This is a genomic window from Methanococcoides vulcani (assembly GCF_900111645.1).
GTDB lineage: Archaea > Halobacteriota > Methanosarcinia > Methanosarcinales > Methanosarcinaceae > Methanococcoides > Methanococcoides vulcani.
Window position 1 is genome coordinate 388,738 of record NZ_FOHQ01000002.1, and the last position, 18,304, is coordinate 407,041.

Consider the following 18,304-nt stretch of genomic DNA (forward strand, 5'->3'; position numbering starts at 1 on the left):
AATATGTGCACATTGCTCTTTGGTTAAGGTGCTGCAAAAAGAGGTAAGTAGTATTCCGGTGGGGCTAATATCCAGTACAAATATCTTATTTCCAGTAGCTTTCCACATAGGATTCTGTTTGCTGGATGTATGGGGTGACGCATCTTAGTAAAAATGGAACTATCATGATCGTAGCTATCACGTTTTCCGTAAACCATCCTTCAAAGGCCAGAAAGAGTTCCTCATAAGGGATAATTCCATTGATCGCCAGCATATATGAGTCCCATGAGGCACCTCTGAGGTTGTTTAGGAAGGCTGCAAAGACAAAGAAGCAGGCAACATCCCTTCTTTTCCTTAGTCTTAAGTTCACTTTAAAATAGCTGAATGCAACAAGTGGTATAAGCTCCTGCCATAAGTCTGCAAGGGGTCATATAAGGTTCATTATTTCTTCATTTTATTGCTCATGACCCAGAATACTATTGTACCTATTATCGCACCTATTATTGCACCTGCTACCGTGTAGTTAAATGATGCTTCTGCTATTGGTATCAACATCTCGTCTAAGCCGCTTAGATCTGCTCCCCTTGTCATGACTACGCCGAATGGGAGCTGGCCTATTTGTGGGGCTTCCGGTCTTAGTAAATATGCAATTAATGCGCCGATCAGCGTTCCTGCTAAGGGTAGCTGTGTTATTTGCTTTTGGTCCATTGTATCTCTCTTTGGTCATGTTGTTTTAATACGTTTTTTGGTAAATGTTATAGTTGTGTGCTTAATATATTTTTGCTGTCAGAAATCTCTGGATCTGATCTACAGGACAAACTGATCTCATGAAGTGGGAAATCATATTAAAAATAGATTTATCTCTATATACATTAAGTCCAAAAAGAGTGGGATTATAAAAAAGTTAGTGGTGCTCCGATGGGGATTCGAACCCCAGTCACAGGAGTGAGAGTCCTGAATGATTGGCCGTGCTACACTATCGGAGCACACGGTTTTAGTGCGTTTTAGCATCCCCTAAAAGCAATCAATTATATTTATACTTATCGTCTAAAAAGGTAGTTGGAAGTTCGCTTTAAGCGAACATTCCGGCTGGTACGTTTACTTCTTCTTCTGATACGACCTTTTCGAATGCGTCGAGGAGATCTTTCATGGTGATCATGTCGCCTCTTCTTCTCAGGACGAACATGCCTGCTTCCTTGACTATTACATTCAGGTCAGCACCACTCAGGCCGTCGGTCATGTTTGCGATCTTGGCGAGATCGAGACCTTCTTCGAGGGTCATTTTCCTTGTGTGGATCTTCAGGATCTCTTCCCTTGCTTTCTCGTCAGGCAGCGGCACTTCGATTATACGGTCGAACCTGCCAGGACGCAGGAGTGCGGGGTCAAGCAGGTCGATCCTGTTAGTTGCTGCCATTATCTTTACATTGCCGCTGGGGTCGAATCCGTCCATCTCTGCCAGAAGTTGCAACATTGTGCGGTTCACTTCTGCAGAACCTGTTGTGCCGTCGTGGGTACGCATGCCTCCGACTGCATCTATCTCGTCGATGAACAGTATTGATGGGGACTTTTCCCTTGCAAGCTGGAACACGTCCTTAACAAGTCTTGCGCCCTCTCCGATGAACTTCTGCACGAGGTCTGAACCTGACATGCGGATGAATGTGGCATTTGCTCTTGATGCAACCGCCTTTGCTATCAGGGTCTTACCTGTTCCCGGATTTCCGTACAGGAGAACTCCGCTTGGAGGTTCTATTCCGATGTTCTCGAAAAGTTCCGGTTCTGTCAGTGGAAGTTCAACTGATTCGATGACTTCCTTGAGGACATCGTCAAGGCCACCGATCATGTCGTAGTCGATGCCTGGGGAATTGATAAGTTCCATGACCTGGGCACGTACGTCTGCTGCCTTACTGATCGTGGATATGATGGAAAACGCTGCGTTAATACTCACGCGCATGCCTGGTTCAATGATGCCCTGCATCCCTGGCGGCACCCTTGTCATAACCTCCTGGTTGTTGCCATGCTGTCTCAGAAGCACCATGTCGTCTTCTATCTCCATGACACTAGCAATGAACAGTGGTGGTGTGGTGAGGTGGTCCAATTGCTCCTTCAGTTTTTCGATCTCTGAAAGGTACTTGTTAGCCATCATATTGGCTTCAAGGAGCTTTGCTTTCATAGTTTCGTTCTGGACCTTCAGGACCTCATTCTCGTTGAGTATCGACTGGACGTCCATGTCTTCAACTTTTTCTGCTTCGCGGGTTACTTTGTCGGTATTCATATCCGACACATCATTTCCCGTTGATGATCCTGCACTTACGTCGGTCATGTTTCGTCCTTATAAACATCATGTAATATAAAAGCAACTGACTGGGGCAATAATGCTTTGTGCGGCAGGTGTTCGGATCGCGTCTGGATCTATTTTTATTTGTTTTTACGACTTTATTTTTAATTTAAAGTATTTTTATGCATTTTATGTAGTTAATAATCATTAATAATTTTTATTTTATCTTATGGTGGCTTAATAACTTTTTATTTTACTTTTAGGTAGATAATCTCAGCAAAAAATGTATGAAAACAAACCCCCTTACTTCCACTGGAGTATTCCCTAGAATATGTTGTGATTCCGGATTTTCTTGTTTTTAGACAAGTAATGTGGATGTTTTTTAAAGCGTTTTTATATGCCTATTTTTGAAAATAAGTATTTTAAAACCTTTAATTTAGTATAATACATATAATGACTTATATTTTAATGCCAACTTTTATATATCATTAAGTATAATGGATGTATTGCAGTTCAAAGCAATTGTACTATCGCAGTACAAATCGATTGCATGAAACTGTATTCACATAAAAGCTGAGCCATTATCTGAGGGGATGGATGGTTTGTGAATCCACCGATCTGAGGGGATGGATGGATACGCTGCAGAGGCGCAGAAGATGAAGATTCGGCTCGAAATAATCGATGACGAAGGAAAAGAAAACACCAGTATTGAATTTGCTGGTGAGAACGTAAAAGAACGGGTTATCAAGTTTATTGATACATTAGAAGAGGCGCAACCTCGTTCGACCGGTTCTTCATCCTCCTATCTGCAATCTGAACAAAACGTTCAGCAACTGTTTTCACAACAAACTTCCGCGTCAACTCCGGAAACTGTTGTTTCACAACCTCCACAGGTTGTACCACCACAATACTATCCTGTATCTGTGATGCCAGTTCCACAACAAGCACAGCCTTATTGCCAGCCTGTGCAGATGCCGGTTCAACAAGCTCAACAGTACCCGCAGTACTACGTGCCTGTGAACCAGCAAACAGTTAATCCGACTGTGAATCCTGTGGTGAACCAGCCGGTTTGTTATCAACAACCAGTACAACCGCAGCAAGCGACTGTATCTTCTGGTAACTTTGCTCCTGTTCGTCCAGTTCAGGGTGCTATGACGGAACAACAGGTTCCACAGGTTAACAACAATGCTGTATCGAACGTACCACTTCGCGACAAGGTAAGTAATTCAAAGCTTACGATCAATGAAAGGCTTGAGCTTTTCCTGAAGTACGAGCATCCTCGTGAATGGTCCACTTCACAACAGATCCAGCAGAACTATGAGCGTGTTTACGGTGAGATCAAGCTAAGCACAGTTTCTACATATCTCTCCCGTATGTATCGCAAGAACCTTCTGGAACGCCGTGGTAACCGCACACAGCGTGAATATCTCTACATCGGTGACAGGGAAGAGGTTGCTGCCCAGGCAGCACCGCAGGGATATGCTCCTGTCTGGCAGATGCAGAGGGTATAACTTTTATTGATCTGGGCAAATTGTTTCCTATGAGGTCGGCAAATGATGATCTTCAACTTGGTTTTCTGTTAATTGTTCTCGGCCTTTTCCTTGTTTTTACAGGTATGATGGTGACTGCTATTACCTCCGCAGGAAAAGGTGACTTCGGGGGTTTTGTGATGATAGGTCCGATACCTACCGCATTTGGCTCATCTTCAGAGGCTACCAGCACCATGATGTGGGTCGGACTTCTTATTGCCCTGATCTATGTTCTCATGTGGAGGCGAAGATCATGATCGGTGTTATTATAGTCGTAACGGGAATCGTGCTGATCATTCTGGGGTATCTTTTCACATTGTCTGGTTCCCGAAAACTGTCAGGTGGCTCTGTCGGACAGGATCAACAAGACCAACAGTATCAAAAGGATCTGCAGTATCAACAACGTGACGACAGATCAGATTACGATGCAGGTATTCGTCCTGAATACTTTGGTGAGGTTCGGACAGATACTGACAGTCGATCCTTTGTGAAAGGCGGTGGTGTGGTTATGATAGGTCAGATTTCTATAATCTTTGGCAGCGACAGGAAAAGCTTAGAGATCGCTATTATCCTTGCTATCATTCTGATGTTGCTATGGTTCGTACTGTTTCGCTGATCTTGCAGATGGATACTGTAGACGAAATGTTGTAAACATGTAATTACGTGTTCACCTCATGTTGTATTGTGAATAGGGTCAAAGTGTCGCACACATACGTTTATAGATATTCACAGACATATTACAGAGTGATGAGCAGTTTTAAGCTTGTATCTGAATATGAGCCAAAAGGCGACCAGCCAGAAGCTATCAGAAAGCTGGTAGAAGGTCTGGACAAGGGATTAAAACATCAGGTATTGTTGGGTGTGACCGGGTCCGGTAAGACATTCACAGTTGCAAATGTTATTCAGAAAGTACAGAAGCCTACGCTTGTAATTGCTCATAACAAAACCCTGGCAGCTCAGTTATTCTCGGAGTTCAGGGAGTTCTTCCCTGATAATGCCGTGGAATATTTTGTCAGCTATTATGATTACTACCAGCCTGAAGCTTATCTTCCGACTACCGATACTTACATCGAAAAGGATTCCTCTGTGAACGAGGAGATCGACAGGTTGAGGCTTTCAGCCACAAAATCCCTGATAGAACGCAGGGATGTTATTGTTATTTCCAGTGTTTCAAGTATTTACAACATCGGTTCCCCTGAAGAATGGAGGGAGATGTCTGTTGTGCTAAGACCTGGTGAACATATCGAAAGGAACGAGTTGTTCGCACGTCTCATCAACATTCAGTATGAGCGCAACGAAATGGACTATGCCAAAGGTACGTTCCGTTCAAAAGGGGATACTGTGGAAGTGTTCCCTGCACAGGAGAAGCATGGTATCCGTATCGAATTGTTCGGGGATGAGATTGATAGGATATCCTCCTTTGATCCTCTGACCGGCAAGACGCTCGGTGTTGTGAAGGATGACAACAGCATTGTCATATATCCCGCAAAGCATTTTGTAATGCCTCAGGAAGAGATGGTGCTTGCATTGGACTCTATTGAAGAAGAGCTTGAGGATCAGATCGCAAAGCTTGAGTCGGAGAACCGGATACTTGAAGCCCAGAGGCTGTTGCAGCGTACGAAATTCGATATGGAGATGATCCGTGAACTGGGATACTGCAGCGGTATCGAGAACTATTCCCGTCATTTCGATGGCAGGAGTCCGGGTGATCCTCCGTCCTCTTTGCTTGAATTCTTCCCTGATGATTTCCTTCTGGTCATCGATGAATCCCATGTGACCATCCCGCAGATAAGAGGGATGCATAATGGTGACCGTGCCAGGAAGGAATCACTGGTCAACTATGGTTTTCGTTTACCTTCTGCTTTTGATAATAGACCTTTGAAATACAATGAGTTCCACCAGAGGATAAATCAGGCAATATACGTGTCAGCCACTCCTGCGGACTATGAGCTGGAGATAAGCGGCGCAGTTGTGGAGCAGATCATCAGGCCGACAGGGCTTGTGGACCCTGAAGTATTCGTGCGCCCTGTGGAGAACCAGATCGACGATCTTATCGGGGAGGTCAACAAGGTCACGGACCGCGGCTGGCGCACCCTTGTGACAACCCTTACCAAGCGTATGGCTGAAGACCTGACCGACTATTTGCTGGAAATGGGGATCCGGGTGCGGTACATGCATTCGGATATTGATACTCTCATGAGGGCGGAGACCATCCGCGACCTGAGGAAAGGCGAGTTCGATGTTCTTGTCGGTATTAATCTTTTGAGGGAAGGTCTTGACATTCCTGAGGTTGCTTTTGTTGCGATCCTTGATGCGGACAAGGAAGGATTCCTGCGTTCAGAGAGGTCGCTGATACAGACGATCGGTAGAGCGTCCAGGAATGCGGAAGGGTATGTAATACTGTATGCTGACAATATGACCGGTTCCATGGCAGGTGCCCTGAAGGAATCCGGCCGCAGGCGTGAGATGCAACTTGCGTATAACGAGGAACATAACATAATCCCGCAGACCATCAGGAAGGCTTTACAGAAAGAGCTTGTAGAAGCAGAATACGAGGAAGTGAAGTCCGAGGTCCTGGAGGTTGCAGAGGACCTTTCCGACATGGAGCTTGCCGATATGATCATTGACCTTGAGGCAGAGATGCATTCAGCAGCGGCAAATCTGGAATTTGAGAAGGCAGCAGCACTAAGGGATCAGATCAAGGAGCTTCGCAGCACATATTCTTTATAAAGGCGATTGCACGTATTGTGACTAAAGCAATACATTTATCCTGCCACTAAGTTTGGGCGAAAAGGTTATATTCTAAAAATGCAAGTTAGGGGATGCAAGTGCGCTGATGGTCTAGTGGCATGACTGGGGCCTTCCAAGCCCTAAACCCGGGTTCAAATCCCGGTCGGCGCATCTCTCTTTTTTTGTTTTAATTGTCCAGTTACGTTAGTGTCTGTTATGTTTGTTTATTTCTGTTTGTTCATTCTTACTGGATGACTTTCCGTCGTAGTTAAATATTAGTTAGCCTAACTAACCATTATGCCTGCACAACTTTCGTTTGAAAAGGTCGATAAGTACTACCAGAAGATCCTTACGAAAAACGAAAAGCTTGAGAAGTATGCCGATGTGAGTTTTAGTTCTTTCTCTTATCTCATGGTGGTCCGATCACTCTCCAACCCCACAATATCGGAACTCGCATCTGCAATGGATGTGAAGAAACCTTCTGCAAGTACTATGGTGAGAAAGCTTGTTGATATGGGTCTGCTGGAGACCGAACGCTCGGTCAGCGATAAACGTGTCTGCAAGTTGATCCTCTCTGTAGAAGGGAACGAAGTGATCGAACTGGGCAGGTCTGCTGATGATCTGTTCTTTGGAAAGATCGCGGAGATCCTTGATGACAATGAGTTCGAGGTCTTTGCAGGATTGTGGGAAAAGATAACTTCCAATCTTGAAGGGGAACGTGGGAAATGAGTGATGATGAATTAGCAATTGAGAGTGTAGGTAAGTTGTTCAGGAAGTTCACGCTTCCGGCAGTAGTGGGATTCATTATTGGTGGTATCCAGATAATCATTGATGGATATTTCATCGGTAATGTTGTTGGTACTCTTGGACTCACATCAGTGACCCTTGTATATCCTTTACTCATTGCTATGATGGCAACAGGCATGATGCTGGGCACGGGTTGTGCTGCACTTGTAGCGCTCGAACTTGGGAAGGGTGGCAGGATGCGTGCTCACAGGATCGCTTCTGACCTGCTGCCGATGATCGTTGTGGCAGGCGCTTTCTTTGCTATTATAGGTATGTTCTTCACTGAACCGTTGCTGACTCTGGTTGGTGCTACTGGAATTGTTTTCAGTATGGCGAATGACTATCTCAGTATTATGCTAATGGGTTCGATCTTCTTCATCGCGGGAATTGGTTTTGATCCTCTGGTCCGGAATGACGGCAGGCCAGCGTTTGCTATGAAGATGATGGCAGTAGGTGCAGTGACAAATATTGTGCTTGACTATCTTTTCGTTATGCGGTGGGGAATGGGGATGCAGGGTGCGGCCATTGCTACACTGATCGCTTTTGCGGTTTCTGCTGTGGTATTCACATTATACTTCTTCAGCAGACATGCAAAGTTGAGGCTTCATCTTTCCGATATCAGCCCTGATCCGAAGATAATTGCGGGTATCGCAAAGGCCGGTTTTCCGGCATTCGTCATGCAGATATCTCTCGCAGTGCTTGTGTTGAGCTATAACTATATGCTCCTGAAATACGGTTCTGAAGTTGCAGTATCTTCTTACGGTGTGATCGAATATTCATTCTCAATATTTTACATGATATTCGAGGGCATTTCAGCCGGTGTCCAGCCAATAATCGGTTTTAACTACGGTGCAAAGCTCTACGCCCGCGTCTATAGTGCGATCAGGATGGCGATGCTGTCATGTCTATTTGTAGGTCTTTCAGGTTTCACTCTACTATACATGTTTCCGGAAACGGTTATCCAGCTTTTCAATCGCAACGATCCGGAATTGCTGGTAACCGCGGTCGAAGGTATGAGGATATTCATGTTCGGCATTGTCGTTGAAGGCATCATAATCTCCTCAGCGGTCTATTACCAGTCAGTGAACAAGATAAAGCCGTCATTGTTCATCCAGTTCGGGAAGATCTTCATCTTCATTCTCCCCTTACTGTTCACCCTTCCGCGATACTATGGCCTTACAGGTATATGGATGGCAGCTCCTATAGGCCAGTATCTTATGTTCTCGGTCGTAGCGATAATGTTCCTGAAGGAATTAAGATTCCTCAAACACCCTCCGGCTGAATCTGTCAATTGACAACTTTACGGGTTGCGATGCGCTTGTGTAGAAAATAGGCTGTATCGCACCCATTGCATAAGATTAAATACAAAAAATGAGTTTACAGATTGTTTCTTTTTGCGGGGGTTGCCCAGCCAGGTCAAAGGCGCAGGGCTTAGGACCCTGTCTCGTAGGAGTTCGTGCGTTCGAATCGCACCTCCCGCACTCTTATTTTGATGAATTTAATGATCTGTGTTCACCACTTTGTTAAAATTTTCTACGTCTGCTTAAAGTTAATGTATGTAATTGTTATCAACAGAACGGGAATTTTCTTCTTTCATTTCCAATATTCAAAAACCAATCATAAAAAAGGGAAAGATGAGCCCCCACTCATCGGATTAGGTTCCCAACCCTGTCATACCCTGACACTCCATATAGTGCTTCTCACTATATATTTATATCGAATAATAAAAGTTTTAGGTTAAATAAGTTTTATTTAAATCGTATCTCTTTCATTATCAATGTATATTTTAAGGTTCTTATTGCCCATTCTTTAATTTTTTCAGAGATGTTGATATCCAGGCATTCAATCAATTCAGTTTTATAATCTATGTTTTTACTGTATTCATTTGAATGGGGTCTGATTCATTCCTGAATTTAATACATATATCGGGTCTGCTGTTTGCTGGATGACTTTAAAAGGGTAAACTTCAAATCTACTTACTTACTAATTATAAATTGGGGTGCTATAAATGAAATTAAGATTAATTATTTCAATGGTGCTTGTAGCTGTGTTTTTAATGACGCCTGCGAGTGCAGATATGTTCGATGATCTGAATGATGCAGTAGATGAATACAATGAGAAAATTGATCAGGTTCCCGGGACCCTGCAATCTATATTTTCAGACCAACATGTCATTCTTGTTATTTACATGAATGAGAATGAATCTGAAAATGAAACTATAGAGGCAAAAGGTCCTGCATTTGAACTGGTTCTCAGCGAAGGTCCGTTCGTTACGGAAAGTGGTGTCAGTATGAAGATGGTAGCGATCACAGATGGTGATGCTTCCGTAGCCAATTTCGGTAAATGGAGCGAGCTGGATGAACAACACTATTGGAATGGTGTGGAGTTTGCTGAAACACTCGTTGTGACAACAAACGAGGATACAGCAAGGGCGATCCTGGATTCTGAATCTCCCGGAGCAACCTTTACGGAAGCATACGATAGTGGTATGATCATCATTGAGACTTCCGATCGTGCAAGTATGACAACAAAAATATCTCTTGCAATAATGCCTGTGGTGATGAAGCTCTATGCGCTGATCAGCTGATTCCGATCATTGATCATTTTCAGCTCATTGAAGCCTCCAATGAGCTGATCTTTTTTTGAAAACAAGAATATGTTTTTATCTAGAGTGATCAAAATTATTACTATGATTCAGAATCTTTACCTGTATTCCCTTGGTGTTTGGATGCTGTTCGTTTTTCTTGCCATAATCAATGGCATCTCAAGAGGTTTTTATGCGCCTTATACGGGGGAACTTCTTGCCCACCAGATAAGTTCAGTGATCTTCAGCACGGTCATATTTGTGGTAACCTACGTTTTCCTGAAATATTCCGATGTTTCGGGAACACCTGTCCAGTTCATTTATGTAGGCCTGATGTGGTTGTTCCTGACAATATCCTTTGAATTCCTCTTCGGACATTTTGTCATAGGTCACTCATGGGAACACCTGCTACATGATTACAACTTTCTCGAAGGACGCATCTGGTTACTCGTGCTAATTGTAACAGCAATATCTCCCTGGCTTGCCAACAGGATCTTGTCCTGAGGTCAGGCAGGAGCCCGGAGTGCAGATATCAGCATTGATCTTGTCAGGTGATGTCATCAGTAATATATCATCGGCCAGATGACGTGCCAGATGTTGTAGTCTGCAAGACGCCAGATGTGGCCAGTTTATTCATGGTAGAAATTTAGACTGATGTTTTACATAAACATATCTATTATATTTCCAACGACCTGATTCCTGTTTGCTCAGTTCCTTCTTTTTTATTCTCATCTCATTCATTCTTTACTACTTTCAGCAACTTTACGATCTCTTCTTCGTTTATCCCTTTCAGGGAATATACCTTGATATGCTTCATTGTTTTTCCTGTACCTTCAAAGAGTTTCATCTCGTCTTCTGACAAACCCTCAATTGAAAAACCTATATTCACATGGTCTTTGAGAGCAACAAGATAGTACTTCCCTTCATACCAGGGAACACCCATTTTGAACTCTTCCTTCATATCAGGATATGTCCTCAGAATTATCTCTCTTAGTTTTTCAACGATTTCTCTTTGTGGTGATCTTTGCTTTTTGATATATGCCTGTATTTTACTGTTCACGTTTCCCCGCCTCCCTGTTTTCATAACAGCTTGACCTGATCATAATATGGGGTGTGGGATTATATACTTAGGTCTGCAATAGAAACATTAATAAATGATTAATCATTATAGTTGTGTACAATGATTAATCGTGATAATCAATCATTGATCATAAAACCAGGAGGAAAGAATAAATGGACACATACTACGAAGGTTCCACGATGGAAGACGAAGACAACATCCTTGAATGGACAACTAGAGGACTTAACATTGATGGCAACGGAGCATTCATTGCCACGCTTACCGTGTCCATTGCTCTGATGGCCTTCCTCAGACTTGCATCTTATATCAATCTCTTTTGAAGTAAGGTAAAGTTCCGGTGATCCGGAAACTCCTTTATTTCATCGGCTTTTCATTATTTCCCATTTTCTTTTTTGAAAATAAATTATCTTGATCTCAGCTTTTCGAAGTACTTCTGGTGATATTCTTCTGCAGGATAAAATACAGAAGCCGGAACGATCTCGGTCTTGATACTGCTGCCATATCTCTTGCTGTCTTCCTGTTCTTTCTTTGAGTTCAGAGCAGCTTTTTTTTGCTTCTCATCATGGTAAAAGATCGCAGACCTGTACTGTGTGCCAATGTCAGGTCCCTGTTTGTCCTTTGTGGTGGGATCATGTATGCTCCAGAACACTTCCAGCAGTTCTTCGTATGAAATTATCTCCGGATCGAAAATGATCTCTATGGATTCTGCATGTCCAGTCTTTCCTGTGGCTACATCATAGTATCCGGGATCTCCCATTGAACCGCCGGTGTAACCTACTTTTGTTGATGTTACTCCCCTTACCCTGCTGAACTTGTCCTCGACTCCCCAGAAGCATCCGGCTGCAAATGTGGCTTTTTCCATCATTGTTGCTCACCATTGTCCTTCTGTGTTTTTCATTCATCTTCCCCGAACCGCAGGGATGCAGAATTTATACAATAGCGCTTCCCTGTGGGTTCTGGTCCGTCATCAAAAACATGGCCCAGATGGCTTCCACAACTGGGGCAAAGCGCTTCTATCCTGTGCATGAAGTGGCTATCATCAGTGACAAGTTCCACACTGTCACTGGAGATCACATCGTAAAAGCTTGGCCAGCCAGATTGTGAGTCGAACTTCTTATCTGATGCGAATATCATCTGGCCACAGGCGGCACAGCTATAGGTTCCTTTTTTCTTATTAGGCAACAGCTTTCCTGTAAACGGCATTTCCGTTCTCTTTTCTCTTAGGATAGCATACTGTTCAGGCGTCAGCAGCTTTTTCCACTCCTCTTCTGACCTCTCTATTTTCTCTATTATGCTAAAACCCCCTTTAGCAGAAAAAGTAATGTATCAAAATTGGGTCTTGAAGATAAGTACTTTATGTAATAATTACGGCTACTGTGGTACAATTTATCATTATATAAATACATTAAAAGTAATATCTGCATTTGGAAAGAGGGAATGTTCTTATACCGATGCCACAAATAATTAATGGGGTAATCAAGCATGGCGGAATATGTCGAATTATGCAGTACAGCTGATGTGCCGGAAGGGGAAATGAGAAGTTTCACCTCCGGAAACAATGAGGTTCTGGTGATCAACCTGAAAGGGGAGTTCTATGGTCTTGATGCCATCTGCAACCACATGGGCGGCAAATTGGTCAAAGGAAGGCTCAGGGATAACCTTGTCATATGCCCGGTTCACCGGTGCCGCTATGACGTGACATCCGGCAAGGTCAAAAGGGGTGCAGGTTTTTTAGTTGAGTCGCTTTCAGGTAAATGTGGTGACCAGAAAGCATACGAGCTCAAAGTAGAGGATGGCAAGGTCTACGTAAAAATATAAGGTCATATTAGATCAATTCCGGTACAGTTCCTGATGCCGGATCACTACCGTAAATCCTTATATCAGGTAGTACCTATCATGTATCCATGGCACTTCTGATCGTATTGGGATTCATTGCTGTTGTAATATTACTTGTTGGTATGATCCTGAGCATTGGAGTAAAGAAAAGCGCTGATGATGGCCAAAGTTCGGTCATGTATCCTAAAGGCTACTGGCTTGGAAAAGGAATTGCTCTTGGTCTCCTGCTTGGTGTGCCATTGGGTCTTGGCGCAGGCATTTTAACCGGGAATATCGGACTTGGTATTGCCCTCGGCCCTGCATTTGGAATGGGCTTTGGAAGTGCTATAGGATCTATACTTGAAAAGAAATATAAAAATAACATCCGCCCACTGACGGAGGAAGAGAAAAGGCTCCAAAGGACACTTCTGGTCTTTACCATCAGTTTTCTGGTCCTTGGTGTCACTGTGCTTTTTGCTTTGTTCTACTTCTATAGTCGGATGTAAGTACTTGTTTAAGTGCCGGATCTTTAATTCAGGGTCCAAGTTCCGGGTTGAATAAGTGACCTTTAGCTTATACTGTCTCCTGACAATAGTCAAATATGTATATCATCTGTGCCTAATGATGTTCTATGGATGTTCTGGATATGATTCCTTCCTGGCTCTCATGGGATGTTGCGGTCATTTCTTTTGTTTTCCTGGTCGTAATATTGACCTTCCTGTTTGCTAAGCTAATAGATCGGCTGCTAAAAGCATATTTTGTGCTGGCCAGCAAGAAAATGAACATTGATGAAACCACTTATGGTCTTGTAAGACGTATCATAGTGGCAATAGTGTATTTCTCCGGTTTCATTGTTATCATCTTCAGTATTCCTAGCCTTCGCGATCTTTCGATAGCTCTTTTTGCAGGCGCAGGGTTTGCAGGTATTGTTATCGGTATGGCTGCCCAGAACACTCTTTCCAATATCATTGCAGGGATTGCCCTTGCGACATTCAGGCCATTTCGTGTGGGTGACCTGCTGACGATTCATGAGGAATACGGCCGTGTAACTGATATCACTCTGGGATATACGAAGATCCGGACATGGGATAACAGGAGGCTTAATATCCCGAATCATATCATCAGTGACGAAGCTATCATTAATTGGTCAATTGATGATCCTACTGTCAACTGGACAGTTGAGGTTGGTATAAGCTATGATTCAGATATTGATCTTGCACGTAGCATAATGATATCCGAGGCCAAGAAGCACCCTAAGGTCATGAGCTATGAGCAACTCCTGAATTATCATTCATATGCAAAGAAGGGTGAAGAGGTCTCTGTGCTGGTCACGGAATTGGGTGATTTCGCAGTGAATCTCAAACTATATGTGTGGGTTCATGACCGCTCAGTTGCATTTAACACCGGCTGTGAACTGAAAGAGGCCATTAAGAAAAGGTTCGATGCTGAAGGCGTAGAGATCCCATTCCCATACAGGACCATCGTTTACAAGAAGGACCTTGAAGAGTCGCAGCACGAGTCTGTGGCTTAACCTTGTTTTATTTTATATATTTATTTTTAATGTTATATTCAGTCAGGTCTGCTGTCCGATTTCAGTTCATGAAAGAATGTTTGACAAATAATTTATACTACAATTCTGTTCTTAACTACAATCAGAATAAAGAATGTGCAATTATGATAGGTCGATTCAAACACGATGATGATGTTTTCTATGGTAATGTCAACGGTGATCTCGTTACATCCATGGATCATGAAAGCAGGACATTTGAGCTATCCGAGCTCGCTGTACTCCCTCCTGCAACTCCTTCAAAGATAATCTGCATTGGTCTGAACTATGTCGATCATGCTATTGAACTTGACATGGAGATCCCTACAGAACCCGTGATATTCATGAAACCTTCCTCCTCCGTGATCGGGTCAGGTGACAAGATCGTCTATCCTGCCATGAGCCAGCGTGTGGACTATGAGGCAGAACTGGCTGTTGTTATCGGGAAGGGGTGCAGGAACATCAGCTCGGAGAATGCAATGGATGTGATCGCAGGCTATACCTGCTTTAATGATGTGACTGCTCGTGACCTGCAGCAAAAGGATGGTCAGTGGACACGTTCCAAGAGCTTTGATACATTTGCACCTTTGGGTCCGTTCATTGTTCCAAAAGAAGAACTTGATCCTTCTGATGTCACTGTTAGTAGTCTTGTGAACGGCGAGGTCAGGCAGAGTTCAAGCACATCGAATCTGATATTTGATATTCCGCATCTGATCGAGTTCATATCCGGGATCATGACCCTTGAGGTCGGTGATGTGATCGCTACAGGCACTCCGCCGGGAGTAGGTGAGCTGGAACGTGGGGACATTGTGGAAGTTAAGATCGAAGGAATTGGTACTTTGATGAATGAGGTAGTATAATGCTATTTGACCATATCAACAGGGAACTCGAACTTACTGAAAGACATCTGATCGTTCTCCAGAAGGTAATTGAAAAAGGGCCTATCGGCATATTGAAGTTGGCCGAAGAGACTGGAATGCCAACTCATAAGGTCAGGTATTCGTTGCGTGTGCTGGAGCAGGAGCATCTGATCAAGCCTTCTTCACACGGTGCAATGGCCGGGGATATGGCAGAAGAGTTCGTTGAAAAGTTCAATGAGAATATAGGCGGTATTCTGGAAAAGGTGAATCAGATCAGTGATCTGGGCGACAGGCTCTGATATTCATCTGTTTTTAAATTCATACATTATTATTTGACCCTGCGAGGGAATTTAGATGACCCTGACTGATGAAGATAAGATTACTATAGAAAAATTTGCGCTTCAAAACGCTGTAAAATATGGAAAGACCCCTCAGCTTGGAGCTGTTATGGGACGTGTTATGGGTTCGTGTCCTCACCTGCGTCCTCTTGCAAAGGATGTTGGTCCTATGATCCAGCAGATCCTGGATGAGGTCTCAAAAGAGAGTCCTGAAGCTTGGCAGTCCCGGCTGGAGGCAATAGCACCTGAGCTTATCGAGGAGCTTAACACGAAAAAAGTGCCTGATAAAGGGCTCAAGCCTCTTGACGTTGCAGAGGGTGAGACCGTTGTCATGCGTTTTGCACCAAACCCCAATGGTCCGCCTACACTTGGAAGTACACGTGGTATCGTGGTAAATTCTGAATATGTCAGGAGGTATGGTGGCAAGTTCATCATCCGTTTCGATGACACAGACCCGCAGACCAAGCGCCCGATGCTTGAGGCATATGACTGGTACATCGAGGACTGCACATGGCTTGATGCAAAACCGGACAAGGTGGTCATTGCGTCAGATCATATGGAGGTCTATTACGATTATGCAAGAAAGCTCATTGAGATGGGCCATGCCTATGTTTGCTTCTGTGAAGGCGGCGACTTCAAGAAGTTCAAGGATGCCAAGGAACCCTGCCCTCACCGTGGGCAGAGCCCTGTGGTGAACCTTGAACACTGGGATAAGATGCTTGCAGGCGATTATGAGGAAAAGGCTGCAGTGGTCAGGATAAAGACCGATATCAAGCACAAGGACCCTGCTCTTCGTGATTATGGTGCTTTCAGGATCGTCAAGACCCCGCACCCACGCCCTGAGGTCGGCGACAAATATGTGGTCTGGCCATTGCTTGACTTTGAAGGTGCTATTGAGGACCATGAGCTTGGGATGACCCACATTATCAGGGGCAAGGACCTGATGGACAGTGAGAAGCGCCAGGGATATATCTATAATTATCTCGGCTGGGACTACCCGAAGACAACTCACTGGGGCCGCATCAAGATGCACGAGTTCGGCAAGTTCAGTACAAGCGGACTCCGACAGGCAATAGAAGAAGGGGAGTATTCCGGGTGGGATGATCCAAGACTTCCAACATTGCGTGCACTCCGAAGGCGTGGTATCAGGCCTGAAGCTATTCGTAAATTCATGATCGAGATGGGTGTGGGTGAAACCGACGTCAGCATCAGTATGGACACTCTATACGCAGAGAACAGGAAGATCGTTGATCCTATTGCTAACAGGTATTTCTTCGTATGGGATCCTGTTGAACTTGAGATCGAAAATGCGGAAGCCTGTGTTGTGGAACCTTCATTGCATCCTACCGAAGAGAGGGGAAGGCGTAGCATCAATGTCGGATCAAAGGCATTTGTCTGCAATGATGATGTAGGGTCTGTCAAAGAAGGCGATGTCCTGCGTTTGAAAGATCTCTATAATATTGAGGTTACCTCTGTTAGTCCGCTGAAAGGTCGTTGCATTGGAAACTCCATGGAAGATGTCAAAAGCAGGAAGATGCGCATAATCCATTGGGCACCTGAAGATAACGTCTCCATAAAAGTGCTGGCACCACATGGTGAGTTCACAGGTGTTGGTGAGAAACAGGTGGTTGAAGAGCTTAACAACGTTGTCCAGTTCGAAAGGTTCGGCTTCTGCAGGATCGATTCAGTGGATGATGGTGTTGTTGCATACTTCACCCATAAGTGAAGTTTCAATTCGGGATCTGGATATTCCTATAAGGCTGGTTTTACCAGCCATTTCTCTTTTTATTTTAGCAGTATGAGCTGGTTAGCTGAAAGTGTGTTCTCAAATTGATGATTGGAGTCACTTGCTTCATCTTGAGACAAATGGATATTCCTGCATTGCACATACGTTTGCAATCTTAGCTAAAGCTAATTGAAAATGAATATTGTTAAAAAAAGATGTTAACGGTGACCGATGGGTCACCATTATGATTTAAAGAATTATTCCTCTGCTGTAGGTGTCTCTACGACTTCTGGAGCTTCTACAACTTCTGGAGCCTCTACGACTTCTGGAGCTTCTACAACTTCCGGAGTTGCTACTGCTACTGCGTGTGGTGGAACGACCTGAACTTCGGTCTTCCTAATCTCTACCCTTCTCAGTGGGTAGATGGATTTTGATTTTCTGTAGATGTTTGCGGAAAGCTTACCAACAATAGCTTCTTCTACGAACTGCTCGAAGTCGAGTTCGGATGCGCGTTTTGCTACTGTTTCGGTCATGACGTCCCTGAGACCTTTGATCTGGCTTGTCCTTGCTCTCTTGACTGTAAAGCAGATAGGTTTGACCCTGATCTTGTAACCATCCTTTGTCGTGACATTAAGATTTGCATCAATTCTGGAAGTCTGGCGCTTTACGATGGAACGCAGGTAATCGGTTGTGATCTCGTGGCCGATGAATCTTGTGTTTGCCACATCACCGGTTACGTTATCGATCTCAAGTTTGAGTTTGATGTTGTGCTTTGAGAAATCATTGGTAAGTTCACCAACGGTGGTTTCCACAATACGACCGAGCAGTTTCTCTGGTTCGTCTGTTGGGGTTACACCGATTTTGTTGCTACCTATGAACTTTGGTGCCACGATGTTATACCACTCTTTTGATTTCCACTTATCCAGCTTCCTTTGTACTCTCTTTTTTGCCAAGCAATTCCTCCTTATTATTGTGATAGTTGTTTTTGATCAATACATTGATCGAATTAGATTTTGATGTTCGTGATTCTGACCGTTATAATTCCCGTGTGAATG

22 protein-coding genes and 3 tRNA genes are annotated in these 18,304 nt (G+C 43.9%); 17 read left to right on the forward strand and 8 right to left on the reverse strand.

The genetic code is table 11. The annotated features are described in order from the left end of the window. Nucleotides 1–85: 85 nt before the first annotated feature. The 4 genes from BMX02_RS11595 to BMX02_RS05195 all read right to left on the reverse strand — a co-directional run bounded on the left by BMX02_RS11595 (nucleotide 86) and on the right by BMX02_RS05195 (nucleotide 2,299). A complete protein-coding gene (locus tag BMX02_RS11595; protein ID WP_135643936.1) occupies nucleotides 86–349 on the reverse strand; it encodes a hypothetical protein in 264 nt (87 codons plus the stop codon). 71 nt (nucleotides 350–420) lie between these two features. Further along, nucleotides 421–687 carry a hypothetical protein gene (locus tag BMX02_RS05185; RefSeq protein WP_091689618.1) on the reverse strand — a complete coding sequence of 89 codons (267 nt, stop codon included), beginning with the start codon at nucleotides 685–687 and terminating at the stop codon, nucleotides 421–423. A gap of 200 nt (nucleotides 688–887) precedes the next feature. Next, nucleotides 888–965: transfer RNA gene (locus tag BMX02_RS05190), tRNA-Glu, on the reverse strand. Nucleotides 966–1,051: 86 nt separating this feature from the next. After that, a complete protein-coding gene (locus tag BMX02_RS05195) occupies nucleotides 1,052–2,299 on the reverse strand; it encodes a proteasome-activating nucleotidase (RefSeq protein ID WP_091689619.1) in 1,248 nt (415 codons plus the stop codon). A gap of 581 nt (nucleotides 2,300–2,880) precedes the next feature. On the opposite strand from BMX02_RS05195, the gene BMX02_RS05200 reads away from it, so the two are divergent. From BMX02_RS05200 to BMX02_RS05245, 10 genes are all read left to right on the forward strand, one after another. Further along, nucleotides 2,881–3,765, forward strand: coding sequence for a hypothetical protein (locus BMX02_RS05200; protein ID WP_091689620.1), 885 nt, complete (start codon nucleotides 2,881–2,883; stop codon nucleotides 3,763–3,765). A 29-nt stretch (nucleotides 3,766–3,794) separates the two neighbouring features. Further along, the gene (locus BMX02_RS05205) at nucleotides 3,795–4,040 is read left to right on the forward strand and encodes a TIGR00304 family membrane protein (RefSeq protein WP_091689621.1); all 246 of its coding nucleotides are present in this window, start codon (nucleotides 3,795–3,797) and stop codon (nucleotides 4,038–4,040) included. Beyond that, nucleotides 4,037–4,399 carry a TIGR00304 family membrane protein gene (locus tag BMX02_RS05210; protein ID WP_091689622.1) on the forward strand — a complete coding sequence of 121 codons (363 nt, stop codon included), beginning with the start codon at nucleotides 4,037–4,039 and terminating at the stop codon, nucleotides 4,397–4,399. Before BMX02_RS05205 ends, BMX02_RS05210 begins: the two co-directional genes overlap by 4 nt. 131 nt (nucleotides 4,400–4,530) lie before the next feature. Then, on the forward strand, nucleotides 4,531–6,513 hold the full coding sequence (gene uvrB / locus BMX02_RS05215) for an excinuclease ABC subunit UvrB (protein ID WP_210409155.1): 1,983 nt from the start codon (nucleotides 4,531–4,533) through the stop codon (nucleotides 6,511–6,513). 100 nt (nucleotides 6,514–6,613) lie between these two features. Further along, a tRNA-Gly gene (locus tag BMX02_RS05220) sits at nucleotides 6,614–6,684 on the forward strand. A gap of 126 nt (nucleotides 6,685–6,810) precedes the next feature. After that, a complete protein-coding gene (locus BMX02_RS05225) occupies nucleotides 6,811–7,242 on the forward strand; it encodes a MarR family winged helix-turn-helix transcriptional regulator (RefSeq protein ID WP_091689624.1) in 432 nt (143 codons plus the stop codon). Then, nucleotides 7,239–8,594 carry an MATE family efflux transporter gene (locus tag BMX02_RS05230; RefSeq protein ID WP_091689625.1) on the forward strand — a complete coding sequence of 452 codons (1,356 nt, stop codon included), beginning with the start codon at nucleotides 7,239–7,241 and terminating at the stop codon, nucleotides 8,592–8,594. Before BMX02_RS05225 ends, BMX02_RS05230 begins: the two co-directional genes overlap by 4 nt. A gap of 101 nt (nucleotides 8,595–8,695) precedes the next feature. Then, nucleotides 8,696–8,780 (forward strand) — tRNA-Leu (locus BMX02_RS05235). Nucleotides 8,781–9,307: 527 nt separating this feature from the next. Next, nucleotides 9,308–9,886 carry a hypothetical protein gene (locus BMX02_RS05240; protein ID WP_135643939.1) on the forward strand — a complete coding sequence of 193 codons (579 nt, stop codon included), beginning with the start codon at nucleotides 9,308–9,310 and terminating at the stop codon, nucleotides 9,884–9,886. A 102-nt stretch (nucleotides 9,887–9,988) separates the two neighbouring features. Beyond that, a complete protein-coding gene (locus tag BMX02_RS05245) occupies nucleotides 9,989–10,387 on the forward strand; it encodes a hypothetical protein (protein ID WP_091689627.1) in 399 nt (132 codons plus the stop codon). A 229-nt stretch (nucleotides 10,388–10,616) separates the two neighbouring features. Here BMX02_RS05245 and BMX02_RS05250 read toward each other — a convergent pair whose 3' ends face one another. Continuing rightward, on the reverse strand, nucleotides 10,617–10,943 hold the full coding sequence (locus BMX02_RS05250) for a DUF1801 domain-containing protein (protein ID WP_167879253.1): 327 nt from the start codon (nucleotides 10,941–10,943) through the stop codon (nucleotides 10,617–10,619). 173 nt (nucleotides 10,944–11,116) lie between these two features. Here BMX02_RS05250 and BMX02_RS11840 point away from each other — a divergent pair, with 173 nt between their 5' ends. After that, the gene (locus tag BMX02_RS11840; protein WP_167879254.1) at nucleotides 11,117–11,284 is read left to right on the forward strand and encodes a hypothetical protein; all 168 of its coding nucleotides are present in this window, start codon (nucleotides 11,117–11,119) and stop codon (nucleotides 11,282–11,284) included. 83 nt (nucleotides 11,285–11,367) lie between these two features. Here the strand turns inward: BMX02_RS11840 and msrA are convergent, their stop codons facing one another. Together msrA and msrB are read right to left on the reverse strand one after the other, a co-directional pair. Next, nucleotides 11,368–11,826 (reverse strand): peptide-methionine (S)-S-oxide reductase MsrA, encoded by a 459-nt coding sequence (gene msrA, locus BMX02_RS05255; RefSeq protein ID WP_091689687.1) that lies wholly within the window; start codon nucleotides 11,824–11,826, stop codon nucleotides 11,368–11,370. 32 nt (nucleotides 11,827–11,858) lie between these two features. Next, on the reverse strand, nucleotides 11,859–12,257 hold the full coding sequence (msrB, locus tag BMX02_RS05260; protein ID WP_091689629.1) for a peptide-methionine (R)-S-oxide reductase MsrB: 399 nt from the start codon (nucleotides 12,255–12,257) through the stop codon (nucleotides 11,859–11,861). 189 nt (nucleotides 12,258–12,446) lie between these two features. Here msrB and BMX02_RS05265 point away from each other — a divergent pair, with 189 nt between their 5' ends. From BMX02_RS05265 to BMX02_RS05290, 6 genes are all read left to right on the forward strand, one after another. After that, nucleotides 12,447–12,782 carry a Rieske (2Fe-2S) protein gene (locus tag BMX02_RS05265; RefSeq protein ID WP_091689630.1) on the forward strand — a complete coding sequence of 112 codons (336 nt, stop codon included), beginning with the start codon at nucleotides 12,447–12,449 and terminating at the stop codon, nucleotides 12,780–12,782. Between the two features lie 86 nt (nucleotides 12,783–12,868). Next, complete coding sequence (locus tag BMX02_RS05270) at nucleotides 12,869–13,285, forward strand: hypothetical protein (protein ID WP_091689631.1); 417 nt, start codon at nucleotides 12,869–12,871, stop codon at nucleotides 13,283–13,285. 125 nt (nucleotides 13,286–13,410) lie between these two features. Next, nucleotides 13,411–14,310: a mechanosensitive ion channel family protein gene (locus BMX02_RS05275; RefSeq protein WP_091689632.1), complete on the forward strand. Its 900-nt coding sequence runs from the start codon at nucleotides 13,411–13,413 to the stop codon at nucleotides 14,308–14,310. Nucleotides 14,311–14,453: 143 nt separating this feature from the next. Further along, on the forward strand, nucleotides 14,454–15,185 hold the full coding sequence (locus BMX02_RS05280) for a fumarylacetoacetate hydrolase family protein (protein ID WP_091689633.1): 732 nt from the start codon (nucleotides 14,454–14,456) through the stop codon (nucleotides 15,183–15,185). Next, nucleotides 15,185–15,484 (forward strand): hypothetical protein, encoded by a 300-nt coding sequence (locus BMX02_RS05285; protein ID WP_091689634.1) that lies wholly within the window; start codon nucleotides 15,185–15,187, stop codon nucleotides 15,482–15,484. The genes BMX02_RS05280 and BMX02_RS05285 overlap by 1 nt, the downstream gene beginning before the upstream one ends. A 55-nt stretch (nucleotides 15,485–15,539) precedes the next feature. After that, nucleotides 15,540–17,249 carry a glutamate--tRNA ligase gene (locus BMX02_RS05290; protein WP_091689635.1) on the forward strand — a complete coding sequence of 570 codons (1,710 nt, stop codon included), beginning with the start codon at nucleotides 15,540–15,542 and terminating at the stop codon, nucleotides 17,247–17,249. 257 nt (nucleotides 17,250–17,506) lie between these two features. Here BMX02_RS05290 and BMX02_RS05295 read toward each other — a convergent pair whose 3' ends face one another. After that, nucleotides 17,507–18,202, reverse strand: coding sequence for a 30S ribosomal protein S3ae (locus BMX02_RS05295; protein ID WP_091689636.1), 696 nt, complete (start codon nucleotides 18,200–18,202; stop codon nucleotides 17,507–17,509). Between the last annotated feature and the right edge of the window lie 102 nt (nucleotides 18,203–18,304).